This window comes from Lentimicrobiaceae bacterium, assembly GCA_020636745.1.
Taxonomy (GTDB): Bacteria; Bacteroidota; Bacteroidia; order Bacteroidales; family Lentimicrobiaceae; genus Lentimicrobium.
On sequence record JACJXH010000002.1, the window covers coordinates 18,436 to 41,592 of the forward strand.

A 23,157-nucleotide genomic window follows, 5' to 3' on the forward strand; every position below is an offset into this window, starting at 1 on the left:
CTAACACATATGAAATTAGTTTTCAAACATGAGGGTTCCATCAGACCTTTAAAATTAAAATTATTTACTGATGAAAAAATTACAGCATTTCTTAACTCTTTTCTTATTATGTGTCTTTGTGTTTACATCGTGCCAGAAAGATAAAGCAGAAATAAAAGACGAATCAACAAAAAACGAAGTTGCCAAAATAACCAGGCAATTGCAAATATTTAAACAAAACCTGCAATTAAAAAGTGGCGAAACCTTGCCTGCCGACAGTGCTGAATGGTATCTGGAAGGCTTGTTAAATTATGAGCAGGCTAATAATACCCATGAATTCATTCAGATTGAGTTTTTATACGATACATTGGTATGGCCAGCAAGCAATGGAGATATAAGCTATGAAGGCCTTCAACAGCTTTATGCATCGGTGAATGAGCTTACCCAAGCCGTGGTTCAGCAGAACGGAAATCCTGACTATACCTTCAATGTTATAGACCTTCAGTTAATTGAGCCAGAACATAAGAGCAGTGGCAAGCAACTTATAGTTGCACTTTCAGGTGGCCTTCCTGGTACCACACCAACTTATATTGGGTTTGCGACTGATGATTATTGGACAAGCGGAGGACTACAGGGAAAGTGTGATATGTATGAAGGACAATGCATTGGCCGCGATGCCACCACTGAACTTGAGTATCATTTTACATTTGCAGAAACTATCCCCGGTTATTATGTCTCGGTTAGTACTGTATCTGCCCATGCTATTGACTATGAAACAGATGATAATCCATACGGTTATTATATGATGTGGGTTGAAAATGAGAATCATTCTAATAATTGCCTTAGCCCCGGTGAATTAAACTACTACCTGAGCAAGTGGGATTATATTAAAAACATAAATAAGCCTGCGAACAAAACATTTATTACTGTTAATGTCATAAATAATTGCATTGTTGGTTCAGGCAATAACTTTTATACCTATGAATTAAAATACGGTGTAAATATTGGAAGTAACCCCAACTAAATTCACAATACATCCAGGAGCTATAATTATAGCTCCTGGATGTTGTTTTGAAACCTCCAGGCAAAAATTAAGTTCACCTCAATTAATCCGACATTTGAATAATTTACAAAATGAAACACAACTCTTTGTTCATTACAACGCTATTATTTCTCTTTTTTTTACAAGCGGTCAAGGCTCAGGAAACATTTTTAAAGAAATATATTTCACCTGATGATACACACATATACAGTATTATAGAAACTGACGACAACCATCTGATTTTTTGTGGTGTTATATGGCCTAATCCCGGTAGTGGAGCAGAAATTGGGACGATGATGAGAATTTCCAATAATGGTGAATTCGTTAGCGCCAAAACCTATGATTTGGTAAATGGAAATTCGCGTTTTGCAGAATTAATAAATTCTCCATTAACAACAGGACGCTACTTTTTAGCGGGTTATGAAGACTCAGTGTCCAGCCATAAAACATTCAATAAAGTATTTATTCATACCATTGATAATCAAATGAATATTGTAGAAAGGCGAAACTATGGTATGTGGTCGGAAAGTGCAAATTCTCCCTGGGATTTTGAAATAGTTGGTGATACCACTGCTTATATTTTATCTTTTTTCAAATACCATACATCACCGAGAGAAAACTACTCATTAATTAAGGCTGACCTATTGAGTGACAGTTTCGTTTTTTACAAGCCGGATGACAGTATTTACAGAGCTCCTTCAAGCCTTATAATAGACGAAATCAATGAGTTGGTAAAAGTCAATTACTGTGTATTTAACCTTACAATGTACCCATGGAACCCGGTTGCGAATATAAGTTATGATTTAACAAACGTTGAAGTCGTTATGCCAGATAATGATTTCTTTTCTCAAACAAAAATTGGTAAAAAAGACGATTCGACATATCTATTGTCAGGTGCCTTTATAGAAGATGTAGGCGTTCAAAGAGATTTGGGCGTTGCAGAATATAATTTGCAGGATTCACTTCTTCGACAAATAAGGTTTCCTGGTGGTGCTGATTCTACAACATACCCGGGAGCTGGCAGGAAAAATATACTTGTTACATCTGATTATATCTGGGTAATGGGATGGTACAATACGCTTGAATCTGGTTTCCCATGTCAAATGGAACAAACTTTTATTGTTTTAAACAAATTGAATTTCAACCTCGATCTCCAGGAACAGTTATTTTATGGTGGAGATGGAATGTACTGGCCCCGGGATATTATTGAAACCAGCGATCACCATATCGTGGTAGCCGGTGAGGTTTTAGATAATCTGACTGTTCCATTTGATTGCCATTTTGATCCTTTTGTTTTGAAAGTCAATGCTGAAGGCTTAATCGTAAGCACTGATAATCCTGACCAACCGATAGCGCAGGAAGCGATCGTATTTCCTAATCCGGGTAGCGATTACCTTCAGGTAAAACTGGCTATTCAGCATAAGTCAGCCCAGATTCAACTGTTTGACATTGGAGGTCGCCTGGTGCTTGAAACTGACCTTACCAGTGATTTGCAAAGAGTTGAAACCAGCCAGCTTGGCCCCGGCACGTTTATTTACCGCATTACTGTTTCAAACCGGATTATTGGCAGCGGAAGTGGGTGAAACAATAGCCTGATGGTGTATTTTTTTGCGGGGGCACGATATTTCGTGTCCCTTTCACTTTCTTACGTAATAACTATTTAATTCACTTTCAGCCAAACATGCACAATATTGTTGTTATATTTGTGTTCTTAAATTAAAAATCAATGAATAAATGAAATATAATATGAAATATATAAATATATAAATATAGACTTCCTGAAGACCGGTTCAAGCTCCCATAACTATACATTATAGAGTGGACAATTATTAAGATTTTATCATATTTTTGGTAAGCCAATCAGAAACTTTAACATTTCAGGCAAAAAAAACCAAACATGGGACGGTACCAATAGCAATGGCATTAGGGTTAAAGATGGTTTTTATCTGTACAATATAAGTTGCGAAAATTATTTTTCAAAGTTCAATAAATTATTAATCATTGATTAAAAACGAGTGGTTATGAAAAACATTGTGTTTTTTCTTATACTTTCCTTTCTTTTTGCACCAACGGCAAAGGCTCAAATAACGCGGGGTGCTGTATCTGGCGAACTCTTTATCTCCGGCGAATGGTATGTTGAAAACAATAGCAATCTACATTATGCCATCTTCCACTCCTATGACAATGGGAAAAACATCTCACTTAAATACCAAAACATACCCGGCGAAATGCTAGTTGGTAATGTTATTGGCGACGCTACTCCCGGGGCAATATACAATTATGGTAATTATGAATTGTGGGTGAGTTTTGATTATGGGGAGAGTTGGACGTACAGAGAACATTTAGGCAATACCAATTATTTGAGTGGCCAAAATAGTGGAACAATTTTGAGACGAATTGGAGCAGAACTCTCAATAAGCAATGATTATGGAAGTAGTTTCGCAATTATTACAAATCCCATAAATTGTCCAATTCGAGAACCTGGTTATAATCAAGGAGAATTTTATGGTATTAATGGAGATATCGGTATTGGTTTATTCTTAAATCATACTCTAGATTATGCTAATACATGCACAGAAATTCCAATAGATAGCACTATAGCTTTTTGGTCTCCCAGTGGCCAGTACCCTCAATTAAGTCGGGGGACATCACCTGGTGAAATTTATCTGATCTCCTGGACACCCGAACTGCACTACAAAATATTTTATAGCGCTGATACCGGAAATACCTGGACTGAACATTTTGAATCGGATTATATCGATATTTATTACTGGGGTGTACAATTTACCGCCGGAAGGGAACCAGGATCATTTTATGTGAAGCGTGCCCGTATCAATCCTGAAGGCGACCATGTTTGGCTTTATATTGATTACAGCCATGATTACGGGAAAACTTTTACCACATTCTTCCACGACCTTGACTCAACAATAACAGGTACAATCACTCATGTATCAGATAATATTGAATTATCAAATTATCCTAATCCATTTACTGATTATACCACCATTTCATTTGATGTTTCAGAGAACTACCGGACCCCAATGCTGAATATTTATGATATTTATGGTAAGCCCATCAGAAACTTTAACATTTCAGGCAAAAAGACTCAAATATGGGACGGTACCAATAGCAATGGCATTAGGGTTAAGGATGGTTTTTATCTGTACAATATAAGTTGCGAAAATTATTTTTCAAAGTTCAATAAATTATTAATCATTGATTAAAAACGGGTGGTTATGAAAAGCATTGTATTATTTCTTTTGCTTGCCTTTCTTTTTGCACCAACGGCAAAGGCTCAAATAACTCGGGGTGCTGTATCTGGCGAACTCTTTATCTCCGGCGAATGGTATGTTGAAAACAATAGCAATCTACATTATGCCATCTTCCACTCCTATGACAATGGGAAAAACATCTCACTTAAATACGAAAACATAGAAACCCCGCCACCCAGCGAAATGACAGTTGGTAAAGTTATTGGAGACGCTACTCCCGGGGCTTTATACAACTATGGTAATAATAAACTCTGGGTAAGCTTTGATTATGGGGTGAGTTGGCAATTTATGGATGGACCTTTTTCAATGCTTTATTATTTCTCAGGTTTTGCAAATGGAGAAGTATTTAAGACATGGACAAATGAATCCCTTTGGCAAGTAGAATTGTATAGAAGTGAAAATTTTGGATTGTCTTTTGAATTAATAAATGAGTCTATAGATGTTGGTTTATTAGAAGTTGGCAATTTTGATGGTGAAATTTATGGACTATCAGGAAGTGCAGGGACTGGATATAATTTACATTTTAGCACTAATTATGGTGTAAGTTTCATTGAAACTCCAATTGATAGTACTGTTGCATTTTGGGCACCAAGTGGTCAATTTCCAGAAATCAGCAGAGGGACAGCGCCAGGTGAAATATATCTGGTCTCATGGACGCCCGAACTGCACTACAAAATATTCTACAGCGTTGATACCGGTAATACCTGGATAGAAAAATATGAATCGGATTATATCGATATTTATTACTGGGGTTTACAATTTACCGCAGGTAGGGAACCCGGCTCATTTTATGTGATGCGTGCCCGTATCAATCCGGAAGGCGACCATGTTTGGCTTTATATTGATTACAGCCATGATTACGGGAAAACTTTTACCACATTCTTCCACGACCTTGACTCAACAATAACAGGTACAATCACTCATGTATCAGATAATATTGAATTATCAAATTATCCTAATCCATTTACTGATTATACTACCATTTCATTTGATGTTTCAGAAAACTACAGGAATCCAATGCTGAATATTTATGATATTTATGGTAAGCCAATCAGAAACTTTAACATTTCAGGCAAAAAGACTCAAATATGGGACGGTACCAATTTTAATGGTATTAAGGTTAAGGATGGTTTTTATCTTTACAATATAAGTTGCGAAAATTATTTTTCAAAGTTCAATAAATTATTAATCATTGATTAAAACGAGTGGTTATGAAAAACATCGTGTTTTTTCTTGTACTTTCCTTTCTTTTTGCACCAACGGCAAAAGCTCAAATAACCCGAGGAGCTACTGCGGGAGAAATCTATATCTCTGGCGAATGGTATCTTGAAAACCACAGTATTTTACATTATGCAATTTTCCATTCCAATGACAATGGCCAAAACATCTCACTTAAATACGAAAACATAGAAACCCCGCCACCCAGCGAAATGACAGTTGGTAAAGTTATTGGAGACGCTACTCCCGGGGCTTTATACAACTATGGTAATAATAAACTTTGGGTAAGCTTTGATTATGGGGTGAGTTGGCAATATATTGAAACTGTTAAGATGGTCTAATCCTTTTGGACAGTATTTTATACAAATATAATTGTTATTATTACGAGGTCAGACCATAACTCCCATGATTTGTTGATAACTCATGCAACCTCCTGAAGCCTTATTTGGCGCACATCCCCGATAGAGGAATGGTCCGTTTTGGTATAATATGAATAAACTGTTTACAAACATTGTGTAGTTCACCACCAGTTTCAGGCCCAAGTAAATCTTATCATATTTTATGGTGCGGAAGACGTTCAATCAAAACATTATCTGTGGCTCTCCTTTTCCATCCATTGATAGATGAACTGTTTCGGCCCTTCACGAAATTCACGTATTCATCAGAGGTAAACTGGCTACCCTGGTCGAATTGATAATCTCAGGCTTGCCATATTCTGCTACCATGCGCTAATGTATTACAACCATTCCGCTTCCATGGTATTCGTAAGCTCCAGCCTACAATAAATCGGCTATAAATATCCATGATTGCCAACAATACACCTTTAGGCATAGGTATGTAGTGATATCCAGTGACCATACCTGATTGGGTCGGTAATTTTTCAGATTGCGCAACAGATATGGGTATTTGTACTAAGGATCTGATATCGTTGTACGTGGCAGGCAATAAACCGTTTTCAAGCGCATGATACGCATTAAACTCCGGACATGAGCGACCAATTGTAAACTTCGGCTCTTGGCCATTCTGGGTTCGGTTGGTCTTCAGTATCGTTCCTGCATAATCCCAAGCAAGATCATGAAGCTTTTGTGGGTCTATAATAAGCGTACTGCACAACAACCATGAATACTCATCGACTGTCACCGGTTTCTTACTCCTTGGCATTTCCAACGGAATCATAGTACCTTTTTTTAACCAGTTATTATCCACCGTCAATTGGTCGCTGAATAAGTTCTTCCTTTTCCTTTTCGAGCTTTCTGATTTGGTTCAGTTTCTTCTTTGCCACTATCAAATACTTTGGTGGCATTCAACAAAAACTCCTTCTTCAGAGACCTATCAGGTTGGGATGAATCTGTAAATTTGAGCCAGCTCAGAGGTAGGTTTTATCTTTAATCGCTTCAATACACTTTGGTTGATTCAGCACTAAATGTTCTTCTTGATCTTTTCATAGTACAGAAATTTTAAAGTTAGTAATTTCGTCCAGTTTACTAGACCATCACAGAGGATCAAAGAGATTTGGGTATTGCAGAATATAATTTGCAGGATTCACTTCTTCGACAAATAAGGTTTCCTGGTGGTGCTGATTCTACAACATACCCGGGAGCTGGCAGGAAAAATATACTTGTTACATCTGATTATATCTGGGTAATGGGATGGTACAATACGCTTGAATCTGGTTTCCCATGTCAAATGGAACAAACTTTTATTGTTTTAAACAAATTGAATTTCAACCTCGATCTCCAGGAACAGTTATTTTATGGTGGAGATGGAATGTACTGGCCCCGGGATATTATTGAAACCAGCGATCACCATATCGTGGTAGCCGGTGAGGTTTTAGATAATCTGACTGTTCCATTTGATTGCCATTTTGATCCTTTTGTTTTGAAAGTCAATTCCGAAGGCTTAATTGTAAGCACTGATAATCCTGACCAACCGATAGCGCAGGAAGCGATAGTATTTCCTAATCCGGGTAGCGATTACCTTCAGGTAAAACTGGCTATTCAGCATAAGTCAGCCCATATTCAACTGTTTGACATTGGAGGTCGCCTGGTGCTTGAAACTGACCTTACCAGTGATTTGCAAAGGGTTGAAACCAGCCAGCTTGGCCCCGGCACGTTTATTTACCGCATTACTGCTTCAAACCGGATTATTGGCAGCGGGAAGTGGGTGAAACAATAGCCTGATGGTGTATTTTTTTGCGGGGGCACGGGATGTGGTGCTCCTGCAAAAAAAGCACCTGTGTCAGGGTGAACCATCATTTCTCCTTAACTTTGCAGTTGAATTTCCTGCAAATGAAAAAAATTGCCATTTTCGCCTCAGGCAGCGGAAGCAATGCCGAACATATAGCTAATTATTTTGCCAAAGGCAACATAGCGAGGGTAGAAGTCATTTATTGCAACAACCCAAAGGCTTTTGTGATTCAGAGAGCTGCCAACCTCCGCATTCCGTTGGTGCTCTTTGACCGTGAAAAGTTCTATGCAACCGAAACCATACTTCGCGACCTTAATGCCCGTAATATTGATTTGATTGTTTTGGCCGGTTTTCTATGGCTGATTCCCGAAAATATTACCCGTAATTTCAGTGAACGGATTGTAAATATTCACCCCGCTCTTCTGCCTTCCTATGGTGGCAAAGGGATGTATGGAATGATTGTTCACAAGGCTGTGATTGATGCCGGTGAAACAGAGTCGGGCATAACCATTCATCTGATAGATGAGGTGTATGACAAAGGTAAGACCCTGCTACAGGTGAAATGCCCGGTAACCATTGACGATACGCCCGAAAGTCTGGCCCAAAAGGTGCATCAGCTGGAGTATGAACATTTTCCGAAAGTTATCGAAAAGCTTCTTCAGTAAGGGAAGGTTTATCGCATATACGCACACAAATCTCCCTGAACTCAAAACAGATTTTTAACTTTTTGAATTCTCCATAAACCAACCCAGATATTCAGGATAAACTATCGGGCAATCAATAGATAATAGTTTTTCTTTCCTTTTTGAACCAGCATATATTTCCCGCTGAGCAGGTGCTGTTCATTTGCGCCAAAATCTTCACCCACTTTGGCTTTGTTTACTTGAACTCCGCCATCTTTCAGCATACGGCGGGCTTCACCTTTTGATGGGAAAATGGCTGTTTTTTCAGCCACCAGTTCAACAATGCCAATACCCTGGTTCAGTTCGTCAAGGCTGATTTCAAATTGAGGAACGCCCTCAAATACCGAAAGCAGTGTATCTTCATCAAGTTTATGCAAGGCTTCGGCGGTACCTTTTCCAAAAAGAATTTCTGAAGCTTCTACTGCTGCCTGAAAATCGGCTTCGGAATGCACGCGAATAGTGATGTCTTTGGCCAGTGCTTTTTGCAACACGCGCAAATGTGGTGCGGTGAGGTGTTCGGCAATCATAGCCTCAATTTCTTCTTTTCCGTAAAGCGTGAAAATACGGATATATTTTTCGGCATCGGCATCGGAAGTGTTTAACCAGAACTGATAAAACTTGTAGGGCGAAGTTCTTGCAGGGTCGAGCCAAACATTGCCCGATTCAGTTTTGCCAAATTTTCCTCCATCGGCTTTGGTAATGAGCGGACAGGTAAGCGCAAATGCTTCGCCTCCCGTTTTTCGGCGGATCAGTTCAGTACCGGTAGTAATATTTCCCCACTGATCGGAGCCGCCCATCTGTAATTTGCAATTGTTATGCTGATATAAATGCAAAAAATCGTAACCCTGAACCAGCTGGTAGGTAAATTCAGTAAACGACATGCCATCGCCGGCTTCACCGGTCAGGCGTTTTTTTACTGAGTCCTTGGCCATCATGTAGTTAACTGTAATATGTTTCCCAATGTCGCGGATAAACTCAAGAAACGAAAATTCCTTCATCCAGTCGTAATTGTTCACCATCTCAGCTTTATTGGCATCGCTGGTGTCAAAATCGAGCAGTTTCATCAACTGGGTTTTCAGGCACTCCTGGTTATGGCGCAGGGTAGCTTCATCGAGCAGGTTGCGTTCTTCTGATTTTCCTGAGGGGTCGCCAATCATACCGGTAGCTCCGCCAACAAGTACAATGGGTTTGTGGCCGCAACGTTGCAGATGTTTGAGCATCATTACACCAACAAGGTGACCAATATGCAGAGAATCGGCAGTGGGGTCGATGCCCACATATGCCGATATCATTTCTTTTTGCAATATCTCTTCAGTTCCCGGCATCATGGTGTGAATCATACCACGCCAGTTCAGTTCTTCAACAAAATTCATAGGTTTGATTTTTTGCAAATTTACGCTTATCCGTTCAATTGACCAAAGGTGGAAGTAATTACAGGGTCAGTCATTACAAAACTGAACTGCAGAAACCTGAATCTTTTGTGTATTTTCTTAGCTTTGCATTATGATATTAGTTACAGGAGCCACAGGCCTGGTAGGTTCTTACCTGCTTCACGAATTACTTAAATCAGATGAGCCGGTGCGTGCTTTGCTGCACAATCCATCGAGCCTGAGCCATACCCGTAAGATTTTTGCCAGTCTGGGTGCAAATCCTGATGAACTCGTCGGCCGCATTGAATGGATGGATGGCGATGTACTCGATTATTTTTCTCTGGCCGATGCTATGAAAGGCGTTCAGAAGGTGTACCATTGTGCGGCCATTGTTTCCTTTGATCCGCGCGACCATGAGTTAATGATGAAAATTAATGTGGAAGGTACTGCCAATGTAGTTAACGCTGCTCTCGAGGCTGGCGTTGAAAAACTTTGCCATGTGAGTTCAATTGCTTCTCTGGGCCGGACCGAAAACAGCAATATCATTGATGAAAAATCGCAGTTCAGGACCTCATCCTACAATTCAAAATATTCTTTGAGCAAATTTGCCGGCGAACGTGAAGTATGGCGCGGTACTGCCGAAGGGCTCAAGGCTGTAATTGTTAACCCTTCGGTTATTCTGGGTTACGGTTTCCCTGAAAAGGGGAGTACTAAAATGTTTACCACCATTTACCGCAATTCATGGTTTTATGGCAAGGGAATCAATGGCTTTGTTGATGTGCAGGATGTGGTAAGAGCTATGACCGGGCTTATGGAGAGCCAGGTGTTCAATGAGCGGTTTGTTGTTTCAGGGGGCGATTATAGCTATCGTGAAATATTTACGCTTATTGCCAAAGGATTTGGGAAAAGCGCACCAAAGTTTGCTGTTCCGAATCTGGCATTGGAAATAGTTTGGCGTTTTGAATGGCTCCGCGGCAAGTTAACAGGGTCAAAGCCATTGATTACCAGGGAAACTTCCCGTACTTCGAAGGGAAATTTTTATTATGCTACCAGCAAACTGCATTGTACGCTTAACTTTGAGTTTACCCCTATTGAAAAAGTAATCAGCCGGACGTGCCGGCTGATTAAGGGAGATATGATGAGTAATGGAGATTAAAAGCTGAAAGGCCTATTCACTTGCAATCATCCTGTATTGGTCATATTTTTCAAGTACATCTTTCACAAACTTCTGGGTTTCTTTTCCGCTTACGCGACCATACCTGGCTACAGGATCGTTATAAAATTCAGGATTGGCTTTCGATAATAAGCAGTATTCAACGTTGTCTTTCCAGATTCTGGGATTTTTGTTGTGCTTCACGGCCAGATTGTATGCATCCAGCACATGGGCATACCCAATATTGTAAGCAGCAAGCACAAACTTTTTTCTTTCAACAGGGTCGGGAACACGACTCGAAAACTCTTTGTCAAGGTATTGTATCAGACGCATACCCGCTGTTATTTGTTCCTGGGCTGTTGAGCCGGCATGTGCACCAAAACTTCTGGCAGTTGCTGGCATAAGCTGCATCAGACCAAAAGCGCCAACCCGTGAAGTTACATCTGTTCTGAACTTGGATTCATGATAAATTAAAGCTGAGAGTAAACGCCAGTCCCAACCTGTATTTCTGGTGGCCTGTTTAATAATATCATCGTAATCCGAAATGGCCTGTTTTTTAACGGGTATACCTAATGCAAGATGAACATAACGCGGATTTTCGAAATATTTTGTGAACTGATATTTAAAATCACGTGATTGTTGTTTCTGATCTATCCATTGGTTAATGGCTTCGCGCAGGTTAACGGCTCCTTTGCGAACGGCCCAGCCAACGCCAATTTCAGGGCTGGTTTCTGTTCTTACATCCAAATCGCTGTATATCATTGCAAAAGCATTGGCTGTATTTTTATAAGCGAGCGTATAGTCGGCTTTTCCCGATGCAACGGCTTTTATCAGGCCTGCTACATTTCTGGTTGCATCGGTTTTTACCAGAATATTCTGGCCAGTAGCATCCTGCAAATCGTTGAGGTAGTACTGTTTCCTAACGAGTGCTGACAGGGTAAGGGTCCGGCCTTCCATTTGATTCAGGTTCTTGACCAGATGTGATTCAACCGTTTTCATATCGTGCATGCGGCGCCAGTTGTCGGGTTTGCGCTGCACAAGTACCTGCCGGGTATAAAAGAGTGGTTTGGTTTGTTCAATCGCATAGCGGGGATCGGTTACCGGCGGAAGATCCATGGCTACAATGTCTACTTTTCGCTGTTGCAGATATTGTAATGCTTTGTGGTAGTCGGGCTCAACAACAATTTCAAGCTGAACATCCATGTCATTGGCAAATTGCTGCAGCATTTCAAATTGGTAGCCGCGGGGTTCGCCATGTAAATCAAAATAATTAAACGGGCTGTCGTCGGTAAGTGCTACAATTTTTCCGCGCTGGATAATGTCTTTTAATACACCTCCGGCAAGTTCTGTATTAAAAAAAGATTTTCCTGATGAAACCGAGCAGGATATGGGTACCAGCAGGATAAACATCAGGAGAAATATACTTACGGAGTTATATATTATTTGCTTACGCATTCAGGTTGTTTTGGTGAATCAATGGCCAGTTTGGAGTAATTTTCAAACCGGCTTTTGTTAAGTGCCTCACTATTAATATAAAGAGGTATCTGCACACCCCCTTACAAACGGTGTGCCAAAATGCTATTTGTGTTTAAGCCAGTACCTGAATGCAACTCATTTACAGCATGATAAATGTGTTGTTCAGCCCAAAATGCAGAAAGGGATTTAACTGACAAAAAGTGCAGGGAAGATGATCAGGTTGTTTTTCGGTATCGCCATACAGAGAGCGAAAGTATACTTATTCCATAAATAAAAAGGATGCCCAGAGGCTTGTAAATATGCTGTAAACCAGAGCCTTTCAACATAACCATTCTAATCATGGCAATAAAATAGGCAATCGGATTAACCACATTCAGGTCTCTGGCCCATTGAGGCATACTTTCTACGGGTGTAAATAGTCCGCTCATCAGAATGAAGATAACAAGTACAAACCAGGCAAGGAACATTGACTGTTGCTGTGTGTCGGTGATTGTTGAGATAAAAAGCCCGATGCTCATCACCACAAGCAGATAAACCGATGCAATGAAAAATATGAGGAGAATATTACCCAAAAGCGGGATGTGGAATGCAAAACGGGCGACCAAAAGGCCGATGGCAAGCTCGAAAAGTGCTATTACCCAAAAAGGAATCAGCTTTCCGGCGATAAACTGATACTTCTTGATGGGGGTTACATTTATTTGTTCGATGGTTCCGATTTCCTTTTCACGAACAAGGTTCATTCCTGATAAAAACATCCCGATAATGGTTACCAGTAAAACAAGGATTCCGGGAACCATATACGTTTTATAATCCAGTTCGGGGTTAAACCAGAACGACCAGTTTACCTTCATGCGGGAGCCGGCCTCAGGGTTTGCCTCAGTGATAATATCTTGATTAAAATTACTGATAATTGAAACAGAATAGGCGTTCATGAGGGCTGCAGAACTACCGTTGATGGCATCGTTAACAATTTGAATATGCGCCGGAATGCCTTTGTTCAGGTTTTTTTCAAAGCCGGGCAGCATCACCAGCATCTGATGAGCCTTGCCCTGGTGCAGGTATTCCATCGCCGTTTTTGAATCGGCACTCTGTCCCACAATGTGATAAAATGGTGATGACCTGAAATGCTCAGTTAAACTTCTTGAGCTAACGCTGTTGTCATTGTCAACAATGTACAGGTTTATATTCTTGATTTCGAAGGTTACTGCATAGGAAAGGATGAGCAACTGAACCACCGGAATAACGAAAATGATAGGCAGCATCATGCGGTTTCTGAATACCTGCAAAAACTCTTTCTGCACTATGTAGAAAATTGTCCTCATGTTGTGGAATTTGACTCAGGCCAGCCTGATTTTAAACTTTTTTACGCTGGCCACAATAAATACAGTGGTCATAATCAACAGAATCAGTGTTTCTTTCCAGAAATAGGCGATACCGGTTCCCTTGAGCATAATTGATTTTATAATGATGATAAACCACCTTGGCGGCATAATGGCGCTGAACCATTGCAGCGGCAGCGGCATATTCTCAATCGGAAATATAAATCCCGAAAGCAGGATGGTAGGCAACATCAGTGCAAACATCGAAAGCATCATGGCCGTTTGCTGATTATTGCTGATTGTTGAGATGAAAATGCCCAGTGAAAGTGCCAGAACAATAAACAGGATGCATTCGGCCATTAAAAGTATCAGACTGCCTTTTACAGGCACGCCAAAAACAAAGTAGCTCAGCAATAGAATAGTAATGGCATTGATAAAGGAAAGCAAAACATAGGGCATGACTTTACCTGCCACAATATGCAAGGGCTTGAGTGGCGAAACAAGCAGCACTTCCATGGTTCCCAGCTCTTTTTCACGGGCAATTGAAATGGAGGTCATCATGGCCGAAACCAGCATCAGCAAAATGGTGATTACACCCGGCACAAACATATAAACACTTTTGAGTGCCGGATTGTACATCATCCTGATTTCCGGTATGATCACTGCTCCGTTTGCCTGAACCAGAAGGCTTTGGTTGTACCCTGAAATGATGTTGCTGGCATAACTTACCAGCAGATTGGCTGTATTGGGATCCGATGCATCTGCAATCAGTTGAATGGTCGGTCTTTCGCCCCTCTCAAGTTTTTGGGCGAAGTTGCTTTCAAATACAATCACCATTTTATTCTGGCCCTTACGGAAACTTTCTTCAATTTCGTTTTGCGCAAAAAGCTTTTCGCCCTTTAAAAAATATCCCGAAGCAAACAGCTTATGCTGAATGGCGGTTGTAACAATATCGTTGGAAGGGTCGACCACCGAAACATTTACATCTTTGACCTCGTTGGTGATGGCAAAGCCGAAAAGTAAAACCTGTACCAACGGCATCCCGAAAAGGATAACCATTGAACGCACATCGCGGAAAATATGAAGGAACTCCTTGATTATAAATCGTTTCATTGTTATGGATTTTATCCGGCTTTTCGGGCCAGTTTCAAAAAAACTTCATTCATATTATCAGCGCTGTACATTTCTTTAAGTTTGGCGGGCGTGTCGAGGGCTTCAATTTTGCCATCAACCATAATTGAAACACGGTTGCAGTACTCAGCCTCATCCATGTAATGAGTTGTTACAAAAACGGTGATACCCGATGCAGCAGCTTCATATATCATTTCCCAGAATTGACGGCGGGTTATCGGGTCAACGCCACCGGTGGGTTCGTCAAGAAAGACAATTTCAGGGGTATGCATGATAGCTACCGAAAAGGCAAGTTTTTGTCTGATACCTAATGGGAGAGAGGCAATTACAGTATTCTCATATTTTAAAATATCAAGCCGGTTGAGCATTTCGGATGTTTTTAATTTGATGTCAGCCCTTTTCATGCCGTATATTCCGCCATAAAAACGAAAATTTTCGGACACGGTGAGGTCTTCGTAAAGCGAAAAACGCTGGCTCATATATCCTATGCGACGTTTTATGCTTTCTGTTTCAGTAAAAACATCAAAACCAGCCACCCTGATTTTTCCTGATGTCGGCTTTGATAAACCACATAAAATCCTGATGGCTGTGGTTTTTCCGGCGCCATTTGCACCCAGAAAACCAAAAATCTCACCCTTGTCAACAGAGAATGTCAGGTGATCGTTGGCTACAAAACTGCCAAATTTTTTAACCATGTTTTCAGCCTCAATGGCGTGGGTTGGTTTCATTTTATATTGAGTGATATTTTGAAAGTAAGTTTAAATTAATACCGGATTTCAGGAATTCAGCCTCATGCAGGAGTTTTATCTGATTGAACGTGCATGCGCATCAGATCAATAAAACAGTCTTCAATATCAGGTTCGGATTCACTTACCTGCGGTTGCCCCAACCCTTCATTCTCAAGAAAGGCACTGATTTCTTCCGTACTTAGTTTCCCGGTTTCAGCGGTGGCATGAACAAATTCGCCAAACATATCGGCACTGTGAATTTTGGGATGTTGCTTCAGTTTGCCCAGCAGGCTTAAGGTATTGCTATGATGTATGCGGAACAATTGCCAGGGAAAAGCATTGATGATAGCTGCGGGTGCATCGGTGGCCAGAATTTTTCCGTGCTGAACCAGCGCCACCCTGTCGCATAACATAGCTTCATCCATATAAGGGGTGGCTACAATGATGGTGATGCCCTCTTTTTTCAGGCGAATCAGCATTTCCCAGAATTCGCGGCGCGAAACAGCATCAACTCCTGTGGTAGGTTCGTCAAGTACCAGCACCACCGGTTTGTGTATAAGTGCGCACGAGAGCGCCAGTTTTTGTTTCATTCCTCCCGATAACTTGCCTGCCCGGCGATGAGCAAAAGGGGCAATCTGATCGTAAATTTCACTTATCAGATGATAGTTGGCTTTAATATCGGCTTTGAAAATACCCGCAAAAAAACGAAGGTTTTCCTCTACTGTCAAATCCTGATAAAGTGAGAACTTGCCAGGCATATAACCCAGTATATTCCTGAGCTTTTTGTAATCTTTTACAACATCATAACCTTCAACTGAGGCCTGACCTGCATCGGGAAGCAACAGGGTAGTGAGAATTCTAAAGAGGGAGGTTTTTCCGGCTCCATCAGGACCGATAAAGCCGAAAATTTCTCCTCTTTTTACCGAAAAGCTCAGATTATCAAGCGCCAGTGTGTTACCATAGCGTTTGCTTATTCCATTACAACTAATTGCCAGATCCGACATGATTTTGTTATTTTCTGATGGCATCTTCTTTTGTCCATACCGCTGTTTTTCCCAGTCCCATCCAGGCTTTTCCGATGTATCCCCTGATTTTGAGCGATTTGGCGCTTTCAAATTTCATATAACAGCTATAAGTTTTGCCACTACTTGGATTGTAAATGGTGCCTTCGCTCCATTCATCTTCACTGGCATCGTAAGTAAAATCCTTTAAAATCTGAAGTCCTATAATTTTCCGTGACTTCAGCCTGGACTCAGGATTGTTTTTGTCAAGCTTTTCTTTACCATTAGGGTCTTTGGGTTCTTTAAGCCATACAATTTCACCCACATATTTCCCATTGCTGGTTTTGTGAATGTTTACCTGTGACTTTTCCTTACCTGTTTCGTCGTCATAAGTCAAATAAATGCCAACAATCCTGTCGGCTTTGCTGTTTTGTGCCCTGGTAACTGATGGAACTGAAAGCGCAACAGCCAGTATTGCAAAAATTAAAATCTGTTTCATGTGTACATAGGTTAATGGGTGAATATGAACCGAAGATAATCTATTTGATGAAAACTACTTCAGCTGGCATGGCAATTTTAAGGCGTCCGTCATTCTCAACACTCAGTTTTACTGCATACACAAGGTTTATTCTTTCTTCACGGGTTTGAATGATTTTAGGTGTAAACTCAGCCATAGGCGAAATCCAGGTGACCACTCCTTCAAGCTCGCTCATTCCGTCTGCTTCATCAATCATTACTTTTGCCTTTTGCCCTGTTTTTACCTGAGCCAGCATATTGCCACTAATGTAAACTCTTAGGTCCATGGTCTTGAGGTTGGCAATTTTGTAAAGTGGTTTGCCAAAGGCAGTTACTTCGCCAGTTTCAGCAAAGCGGTTGAGGATGGTTCCTTCAACCTTATTCACAAGGAAGCAGCGTTTCAGGGCTTCTTCAACCTGGGCAATCTGGGCATCAAGGGCTTTTAATTCATCGGCTACTGCGGTTAATTGTGAGTTTACGCCTGCTATCTGTTTGTCAGCCACTTCAACAGCTCCTTTTATATCGTCATACTGTTTGGGCGTGGCAGCCTGGTCTTTTAACAGGTTTTCAATTCGGGTTTGATCAATTTTCAGATTGCTTTTTTGTTGCTGATAAATGGCTGCCTGGGCCTGTATACTGGCAGCTTTACTTGCAACTGCTGATTTTTGAGCCTGAAGCTGTATTTTTTTGTAATGCAAATCTGTGGTATCAATTAATCCTACAGTATCGCCTGCTTTCAGCAATTGACCCTCAGTCAGGTTGAGCCATATAATCCGACCGTTGGCTTCACTTGAAATGGTGGTTTCAACCGCTTCGAAATTCCCGTAGGCATCAGAAACCTGTTTGTTTTGATTACATGATACGGTGAGTGCTGATACCATTGTCAGAAGTATTAATTTTTGAATTGTTTTCATTTTGAAATATTTATACAGCGTTTGTTTTATTATTTATTTGAGTAAGCCCATGGTAGACAGGTAGTTGAGCCTTGCATACTGGAGTTGTATGCTGTGAAGTGTCTGATTGATTCGGACTTGTGTCAATGCATTTTGTTCGGTTAGAAATTCTGATGAAGTAATTGTTCCCTGTTCAAGTTGTGCACCCGATGATTTAACGACTGATTCGCGCAGTTTGACAATACGGAAATCGGCTGCCACCAGGGTTTCGTTTTTTACAATTTCCTCATGCTGATTATTGAGCAAAATGCGCTGATTTCGCTCAAAGTTTTCTTTTTGTGTTTCTATAATCTCTTTCTGGATGCCGATTATGCTGTTTTCTTTTTTGTGTTCATTCCAGTTCCAGAGAGTCCAGCTTGCTCTGGCTCCAACCATTGCGTAGGTATCAAACTGGTTTGACAGCATATTTAACCCGGGTTTGCCGTATCCCAAACTGGCAAAAGCTGAAATGCGCGGCATTACTTTCAGGCTTGTTATTTTTTGTTGTGCTGTGAGTTTATGCTGCTGAAGCTCAAGTAGCTGATATTCGGGTCTTAAACGGGTGTTTAGTTCCGGTAGGTCTTTAAACTGTGGTTGTTCAAATTCGGTTTGCTCGTCTAATATGATGCCCGTAATTTCCGACAAGCGAAAAATGGCCGCTGCCTTGTTATGGTTAACCTCAGTAATTGATTGTTCTGTTTTGATGATTTCAGCTTCAAGCACTTCTGCATTAGAAGGCAGTAGGGTTCCGTTGGCCACACCTGCCCTGATTTTGCCCAGCCGCGATTGAATTTCCGACATACTTAGCTTGAGCAGTTTTTCGTTTTCCTGCAACAGCAGAATGCTGAAGTATACCTGGTTTACAGTTTCTTTCATGCGGTAATTTTCCGCTTCAACAGTTTGCAGGCTGATAAGGAGTCCGGCTTTTTCCAGTTCTTTTTGTTTCTGAACAATTCCTCCGTTCCAGATTAGCTGATTAACATCCAGATATAGTTTGTAACTGTCTTTATCAAGTGAAGGAATTTGAACATTAGGAAGACTGATGGGAAGCGAAGTTACATCAGACTGCCAGCTAACTTGTCCGCCGAGCGAAGCCTGCGGCAACTTATGGGTGTTGAGCGCCGATTCCTGCAATTCCCACACCGATTGATACAGTTTGCTTTGCTGCGCCGTTGGATTGTGTTCAATTGCCAGCAGGTAGCATGAGTCAAGGGTGATATGATTGATTTTTTGTGCAGAAACAAAACACCCTGTAAAGAAAAATACAATGGCTGCTAAGCTTATTTTTTTCATTGGACGATTCTTAATGATTGAATAATGGTTTGTGGAACAATCTTTTTTCTTTCTTCGAGAAATGCCTGGTATTGTTCATCAGTATAATTCATCATTCCCATAAGCACCGGACGGGCAATTACGGGGAAAACACACATGGAAATAAGGTTGGCTACAAAATGTCCGGCTTTTATCGGAATGATATTTCCCGCAGCAATTTCCTGCTGTAACTGGATATCAATCAGATTTATATCGGCCCCCATTTCTTTGATATTTCCAACCAAACGATGAGGATTTACACTGACTTCATGAATAACAAATCCGGCTATATCCGGATTTTGAGTCAGAATATCGATGTAGCGTTCGGTAAAAAGTGTGATTTTTTCGAAAAGAGACAAATCAGAAGTCAATACTGATATGATACGTGGAAAAAAGGTGGTGATTACTTCTTTAAAAATGGCTTCAAACAGTTTATCCTTACTGCGGAAATAATAATGTAGTAAGGCTTTATTTATGCCGGCTTCATCGGCAATTTCCTGCATTCTGGCTCCGTCAAAGCCCTTATGCGTGAAAACTTTCCGTGCAGCTTTGAGGATAATTTGTTCTGTATTTGAATCTTTTTCAGACATTTACGGTTTATCTAAGTGGTTTAACTAAAAGGATTAACCAGATGGTCAAAAATAGAACAAAAAATAACGCACTGCAAGTTTTTCGGAAAAAAATCGGAAAAAAATTACAGTGCGCTACGTAAGATGTTATTTATCAACAAATTCGAACGACAATAAGATAGACTGAACTTGTTTAACGAGGTCGCGTTTTTCTTCATTCGGGGCATAAACGTAACCGTCAAGCGAGATAACCATATTGTTTTGCTTGTCAACAAAAGTATAGTTGATAAAAGGGCCACCCATGAAATCCTTTTTTACTTCCCACAAACCACGAATTTCTACGGCAAGTTCTTTTTTCAGGCTTAAAGTGCGGGCAACAGGCTCAATAAATTCAGGCGCAACAATCATGTAGGAACTATCGCTGGGCCCCGGAACATACAGTTCAGTAAACTGGTTTCTTACGGATAGTATCTTCAATGGGTTGAAGGCCACGGTATCGGTATAAGGATAGCTGTAAATGAGCAATCCCTGGCTGAGCATGTTGGCTTCGCGACGCAACCAAACGAAGTTGTCTTTATCAACGGCAACATAATAATCAGCCGGAATATCCATTGAAAGGTTGAACTTTTTCTTAATCAGTTCAATGGCTTTTATGTTGTATGATTTGGAGTAAAGTTTATTAAGTCTCTCGATTTCAGCGTTGTCGTAAAGGTTGAGAATTTCATTTTTTCTTTCTGCAAAGCTGTTTTTAATGGCTTCGATAGAGGCTCCGCTGATTTTAACCACCCGCTGAGGAGAGGCCCATATATCATGACGCAGTTCAACCAGGGGTTTGGCCATGCTGCTGTCAATGGTCATAATAAAAACATTGCGGTGTGATTTCAGAAAGCGGTTAAACTCATCTTCTTCAACCTGTACAATTTTGTAAAGAGGTTCGGGCTGGGGCAGGCCAACGGCAGGTCCGGCAAAAAACCGGCGAACAGAATCCCCTGCAGAACTTTTCCAAAGACCTTTTTCACATACAACCAGCACTTCGGAAGGTTTTCCGGTAGAGGAGGCCATTACTGATTTGTCGCTCTGTTTACATGAGCTGAAAACCGATACTAACAACAATGAAGTCAGCAGGAAACCCGATAATTTTTTGAATTTCATATTACTGGTAAGTTTATGATTTTATAACTGTTGCCCGATGAGTTTATTATTCAATGAGTTAAAAAATTAATAAACCCCGGTTCAAACCACTAAAGTACGACATGAAATCATTTTTGCAGATCGTCAAATCTGCCTTGCTATGAAACTACAGCAACTTTTATTTTCTGGCCGGGTTTCAATGATTTCTCATTAGATATATTGTTAAGCTTTTTGATTTCTTCTACCGATGAACCTTCATACTTCTGGGCAATTTTCCATAGTGTATCGCCTTGCTGAACCGTGTAGTATATAAAATCCAGATCCTGAGCTGTTTGTTTGGCTTTAGGTTTAGCAGCTTCTTTTTTTACCGGAACTTTTTCTGCAATTTCTGTTTTTCCTACGATAAGTTTCTGACCGGGATGAATGGTTGAACCTTTAATTTTATTCCAGGATTTTAAGTCGGCAACTGAGGCATTATATTTATCGGCAATACGGCCGAGCGATTCTCCCGATTTTACTCTGTGGTATTTATTCTCAACGCGGGTTTTTACTGTAAAGTCTGTACCGTTTTCATTTTCAGATTTTTTATTATCTGCAACAGCCACTTCTTCTGATGTTTGTTTGCCGGCTGCTGCGGCAGCTGAAGTGGTATCAGCTTCTTTTTTGGGTGAAGTTGTTTGTTTAGCTACAGCAGCGTACTGTACGGGAGATGCACTTTCGGGCCTTACAATCAATCGTTGCCCGATTTTCAGATTGGTCGATCTGAGCCTGTTCCATTTTTTAAGATTACTAACCGTACAGTGATACTTACTGGCAAGTCCGCCTAATGTTTCACCCCTTTTTACCTTGTGATACTCGGCTTGAGTTACTGTTTTCATCATGCTGAGTACCTGTTCTTTTTCCAGCTCCGACTGAGCGCGGAAAGCATACAACTGGGCTTCGTTGTTGACAAAATCAGGAATATTCTTTTTTTGCAAACGAAGGATGTAGGCATTGCCGCTCGTTGCAGGTATGATTCCGTTTTTATAAGAGGGGTTCAGGAATTGAATTTCTTCAAATGGCACATTCAGTTTTTCTGATATTTGTGAAAACGACAATACGTCCTTGACCATAACCGTATCAATTTCGTAATGATTGAAACGGGGTTCAACAGCACGCAGGTTGTGTTCAGCTGCATAACTCATTACATAAGTAACGGCAATAAAAGCAGGTACATAGCCGCGTGTTTCCTGCGGAAGGAAGGGGCGTATTTGCCAGAAATCCATTTTTCCGCCTGAACGTCTGATGGCTTTATTTACATTGCCTGCTCCTGAATTATAGGCAGCAAGTACCAATAACCAATCGTTGTACATTTTATACAAATCGCTCATATGCTGACAGGCAGCGATGGTTGCTTTCAATGGGTCACGGCGATCGTCAACCAGTGAAGTAACCTTTAAATTATACATTTTGCCTGTTCCGTACATAAATTGCCACAACCCTGAAGCTCCAACAGGCGACTTGGCTACCGGATTTAATGCAGACTCCACAATTGCCAGGTATTTCAACTCTAGAGGCATATTATATTTGTCCAGCTGCTCCTCAAACAAGGGAAAATATATCTGAGCCAAACCCATTACCCTTTGTGTAAGTGCTCTTTTTTTATTGGCATACAAGTCGATATATTCACGCACATATTGGTTGTAAGTCAGATTCATGGGTGAACCGGCGTCGAGTTTCTTCAGGCGGTTGTAATAAACCGAATCGGCATAAACAGGCACAAAACCCGGTGTAAATCCAAAAATATTTTCAATTTCTTTGCCTGAAGCACATTCATATCCATCGAAATACATGAGATTGGCCAGACTGTCAAGCGAAGCAACAATAAAGTCGTCTTTTACAAGACCGGCGTCTTCAACTATTGAATCGGACGGGCTGTCGGTAATCCCGTTTTGCCCATAAGATAATGAAAAAGAGATGATGAATATAAAAGAAAGCAGGAATCGAATGGGTTGATTGGTTCTCATTTATTTTAAACGTTTATTTTAGACAGTTGTCCAATATCAAATGCTTGCTTAGATGCAGAAGATTGCAAAGCATGTTGGTTTTGTCATAGATAATTAAATTAACACAATTAATGCACCTGGCATGCAAGTGATT

Annotated in this window: 21 protein-coding genes; 8 read left to right on the top strand and 13 right to left on the bottom strand. The window is 40.7% G+C overall.

Annotation, left to right across the window (positions count from 1 at the left end; genetic code table 11):
* Window positions 1-70 precede the first annotated feature (70 nt).
* The 5 genes from H6541_02960 (at window position 71) to H6541_02980 (ending at window position 5,852) form a co-directional block, all read left to right on the top strand.
* Window positions 71-1,003 carry a hypothetical protein gene (locus H6541_02960; protein ID MCB9014729.1) on the top strand — a complete coding sequence of 311 codons (933 nt, stop codon included), beginning with the start codon at window positions 71-73 and terminating at the stop codon, window positions 1,001-1,003.
* Window positions 1,004-1,113: 110 nt separating this feature from the next.
* Window positions 1,114-2,604: a T9SS type A sorting domain-containing protein gene (locus H6541_02965; protein ID MCB9014730.1), complete on the top strand. Its 1,491-nt coding sequence runs from the start codon at window positions 1,114-1,116 to the stop codon at window positions 2,602-2,604.
* A 438-nt stretch (window positions 2,605-3,042) separates the two neighbouring features.
* Complete coding sequence (locus H6541_02970; protein MCB9014731.1) at window positions 3,043-4,245, top strand: T9SS type A sorting domain-containing protein; 1,203 nt, start codon at window positions 3,043-3,045, stop codon at window positions 4,243-4,245.
* 12 nt (window positions 4,246-4,257) lie between these two features.
* Window positions 4,258-5,493 (top strand): T9SS type A sorting domain-containing protein, encoded by a 1,236-nt coding sequence (locus H6541_02975; GenBank protein ID MCB9014732.1) that lies wholly within the window; start codon window positions 4,258-4,260, stop codon window positions 5,491-5,493.
* An 11-nt stretch (window positions 5,494-5,504) separates the two neighbouring features.
* Entirely contained in the window at window positions 5,505-5,852 is a 348-nt protein-coding gene (locus H6541_02980) for a hypothetical protein (protein MCB9014733.1), read from the top strand.
* 358 nt (window positions 5,853-6,210) lie between these two features.
* Here H6541_02980 and H6541_02985 read toward each other — a convergent pair whose 3' ends face one another.
* A complete protein-coding gene (locus tag H6541_02985) occupies window positions 6,211-6,687 on the bottom strand; it encodes a hypothetical protein (GenBank protein MCB9014734.1) in 477 nt (158 codons plus the stop codon).
* 336 nt (window positions 6,688-7,023) lie between these two features.
* On the opposite strand from H6541_02985, the gene H6541_02990 reads away from it, so the two are divergent.
* Together H6541_02990 and H6541_02995 are read left to right on the top strand one after the other, a co-directional pair.
* Window positions 7,024-7,686: a T9SS type A sorting domain-containing protein gene (locus H6541_02990; GenBank protein MCB9014735.1), complete on the top strand. Its 663-nt coding sequence runs from the start codon at window positions 7,024-7,026 to the stop codon at window positions 7,684-7,686.
* Window positions 7,687-7,799: 113 nt separating this feature from the next.
* Window positions 7,800-8,363, top strand: a complete 564-nt coding sequence (locus H6541_02995; GenBank protein ID MCB9014736.1) for a phosphoribosylglycinamide formyltransferase — start codon at window positions 7,800-7,802, stop codon at window positions 8,361-8,363.
* A gap of 101 nt (window positions 8,364-8,464) precedes the next feature.
* On the opposite strand, the gene H6541_03000 is transcribed toward H6541_02995, so the two are convergent.
* Window positions 8,465-9,754, bottom strand: a complete 1,290-nt coding sequence (locus tag H6541_03000) for a tyrosine--tRNA ligase (GenBank protein MCB9014737.1) — start codon at window positions 9,752-9,754, stop codon at window positions 8,465-8,467.
* A 130-nt stretch (window positions 9,755-9,884) separates the two neighbouring features.
* On the opposite strand from H6541_03000, the gene H6541_03005 reads away from it, so the two are divergent.
* Complete coding sequence (locus H6541_03005; GenBank protein MCB9014738.1) at window positions 9,885-10,907, top strand: NAD-dependent epimerase/dehydratase family protein; 1,023 nt, start codon at window positions 9,885-9,887, stop codon at window positions 10,905-10,907.
* Between the two features lie 12 nt (window positions 10,908-10,919).
* On the opposite strand, the gene H6541_03010 is transcribed toward H6541_03005, so the two are convergent.
* The 11 genes from H6541_03010 to H6541_03060 all read right to left on the bottom strand — a co-directional run bounded on the left by H6541_03010 (window position 10,920) and on the right by H6541_03060 (window position 23,024).
* Complete coding sequence (locus tag H6541_03010; protein MCB9014739.1) at window positions 10,920-12,359, bottom strand: transporter substrate-binding domain-containing protein; 1,440 nt, start codon at window positions 12,357-12,359, stop codon at window positions 10,920-10,922.
* A gap of 236 nt (window positions 12,360-12,595) precedes the next feature.
* Window positions 12,596-13,702, bottom strand: a complete 1,107-nt coding sequence (locus H6541_03015) for an ABC transporter permease (protein ID MCB9014740.1) — start codon at window positions 13,700-13,702, stop codon at window positions 12,596-12,598.
* Between the two features lie 15 nt (window positions 13,703-13,717).
* Entirely contained in the window at window positions 13,718-14,812 is a 1,095-nt protein-coding gene (locus H6541_03020; protein MCB9014741.1) for an ABC transporter permease, read from the bottom strand.
* Window positions 14,813-14,823: 11 nt separating this feature from the next.
* Window positions 14,824-15,558, bottom strand: coding sequence for an ABC transporter ATP-binding protein (locus H6541_03025; GenBank protein MCB9014742.1), 735 nt, complete (start codon window positions 15,556-15,558; stop codon window positions 14,824-14,826).
* Between the two features lie 62 nt (window positions 15,559-15,620).
* The gene (locus tag H6541_03030; protein ID MCB9014743.1) at window positions 15,621-16,562 is read right to left on the bottom strand and encodes an ABC transporter ATP-binding protein; all 942 of its coding nucleotides are present in this window, start codon (window positions 16,560-16,562) and stop codon (window positions 15,621-15,623) included.
* Between the two features lie 7 nt (window positions 16,563-16,569).
* Complete coding sequence (locus tag H6541_03035; GenBank protein MCB9014744.1) at window positions 16,570-17,058, bottom strand: DUF2147 domain-containing protein; 489 nt, start codon at window positions 17,056-17,058, stop codon at window positions 16,570-16,572.
* A gap of 40 nt (window positions 17,059-17,098) precedes the next feature.
* Entirely contained in the window at window positions 17,099-17,989 is an 891-nt protein-coding gene (locus tag H6541_03040; protein MCB9014745.1) for an HlyD family efflux transporter periplasmic adaptor subunit, read from the bottom strand.
* A 33-nt stretch (window positions 17,990-18,022) separates the two neighbouring features.
* Window positions 18,023-19,300 carry a TolC family protein gene (locus tag H6541_03045; protein MCB9014746.1) on the bottom strand — a complete coding sequence of 426 codons (1,278 nt, stop codon included), beginning with the start codon at window positions 19,298-19,300 and terminating at the stop codon, window positions 18,023-18,025.
* Complete coding sequence (locus tag H6541_03050; GenBank protein ID MCB9014747.1) at window positions 19,297-19,908, bottom strand: TetR/AcrR family transcriptional regulator; 612 nt, start codon at window positions 19,906-19,908, stop codon at window positions 19,297-19,299. The genes H6541_03045 and H6541_03050 overlap by 4 nt, the downstream gene beginning before the upstream one ends.
* Window positions 19,909-20,034: 126 nt before the next feature.
* Window positions 20,035-21,039, bottom strand: a complete 1,005-nt coding sequence (locus H6541_03055; GenBank protein MCB9014748.1) for a DUF4837 family protein — start codon at window positions 21,037-21,039, stop codon at window positions 20,035-20,037.
* A 137-nt stretch (window positions 21,040-21,176) separates the two neighbouring features.
* Window positions 21,177-23,024 carry a LysM peptidoglycan-binding domain-containing protein gene (locus H6541_03060; protein ID MCB9014749.1) on the bottom strand — a complete coding sequence of 616 codons (1,848 nt, stop codon included), beginning with the start codon at window positions 23,022-23,024 and terminating at the stop codon, window positions 21,177-21,179.
* Window positions 23,025-23,157: the final 133 nt, after the last annotated feature.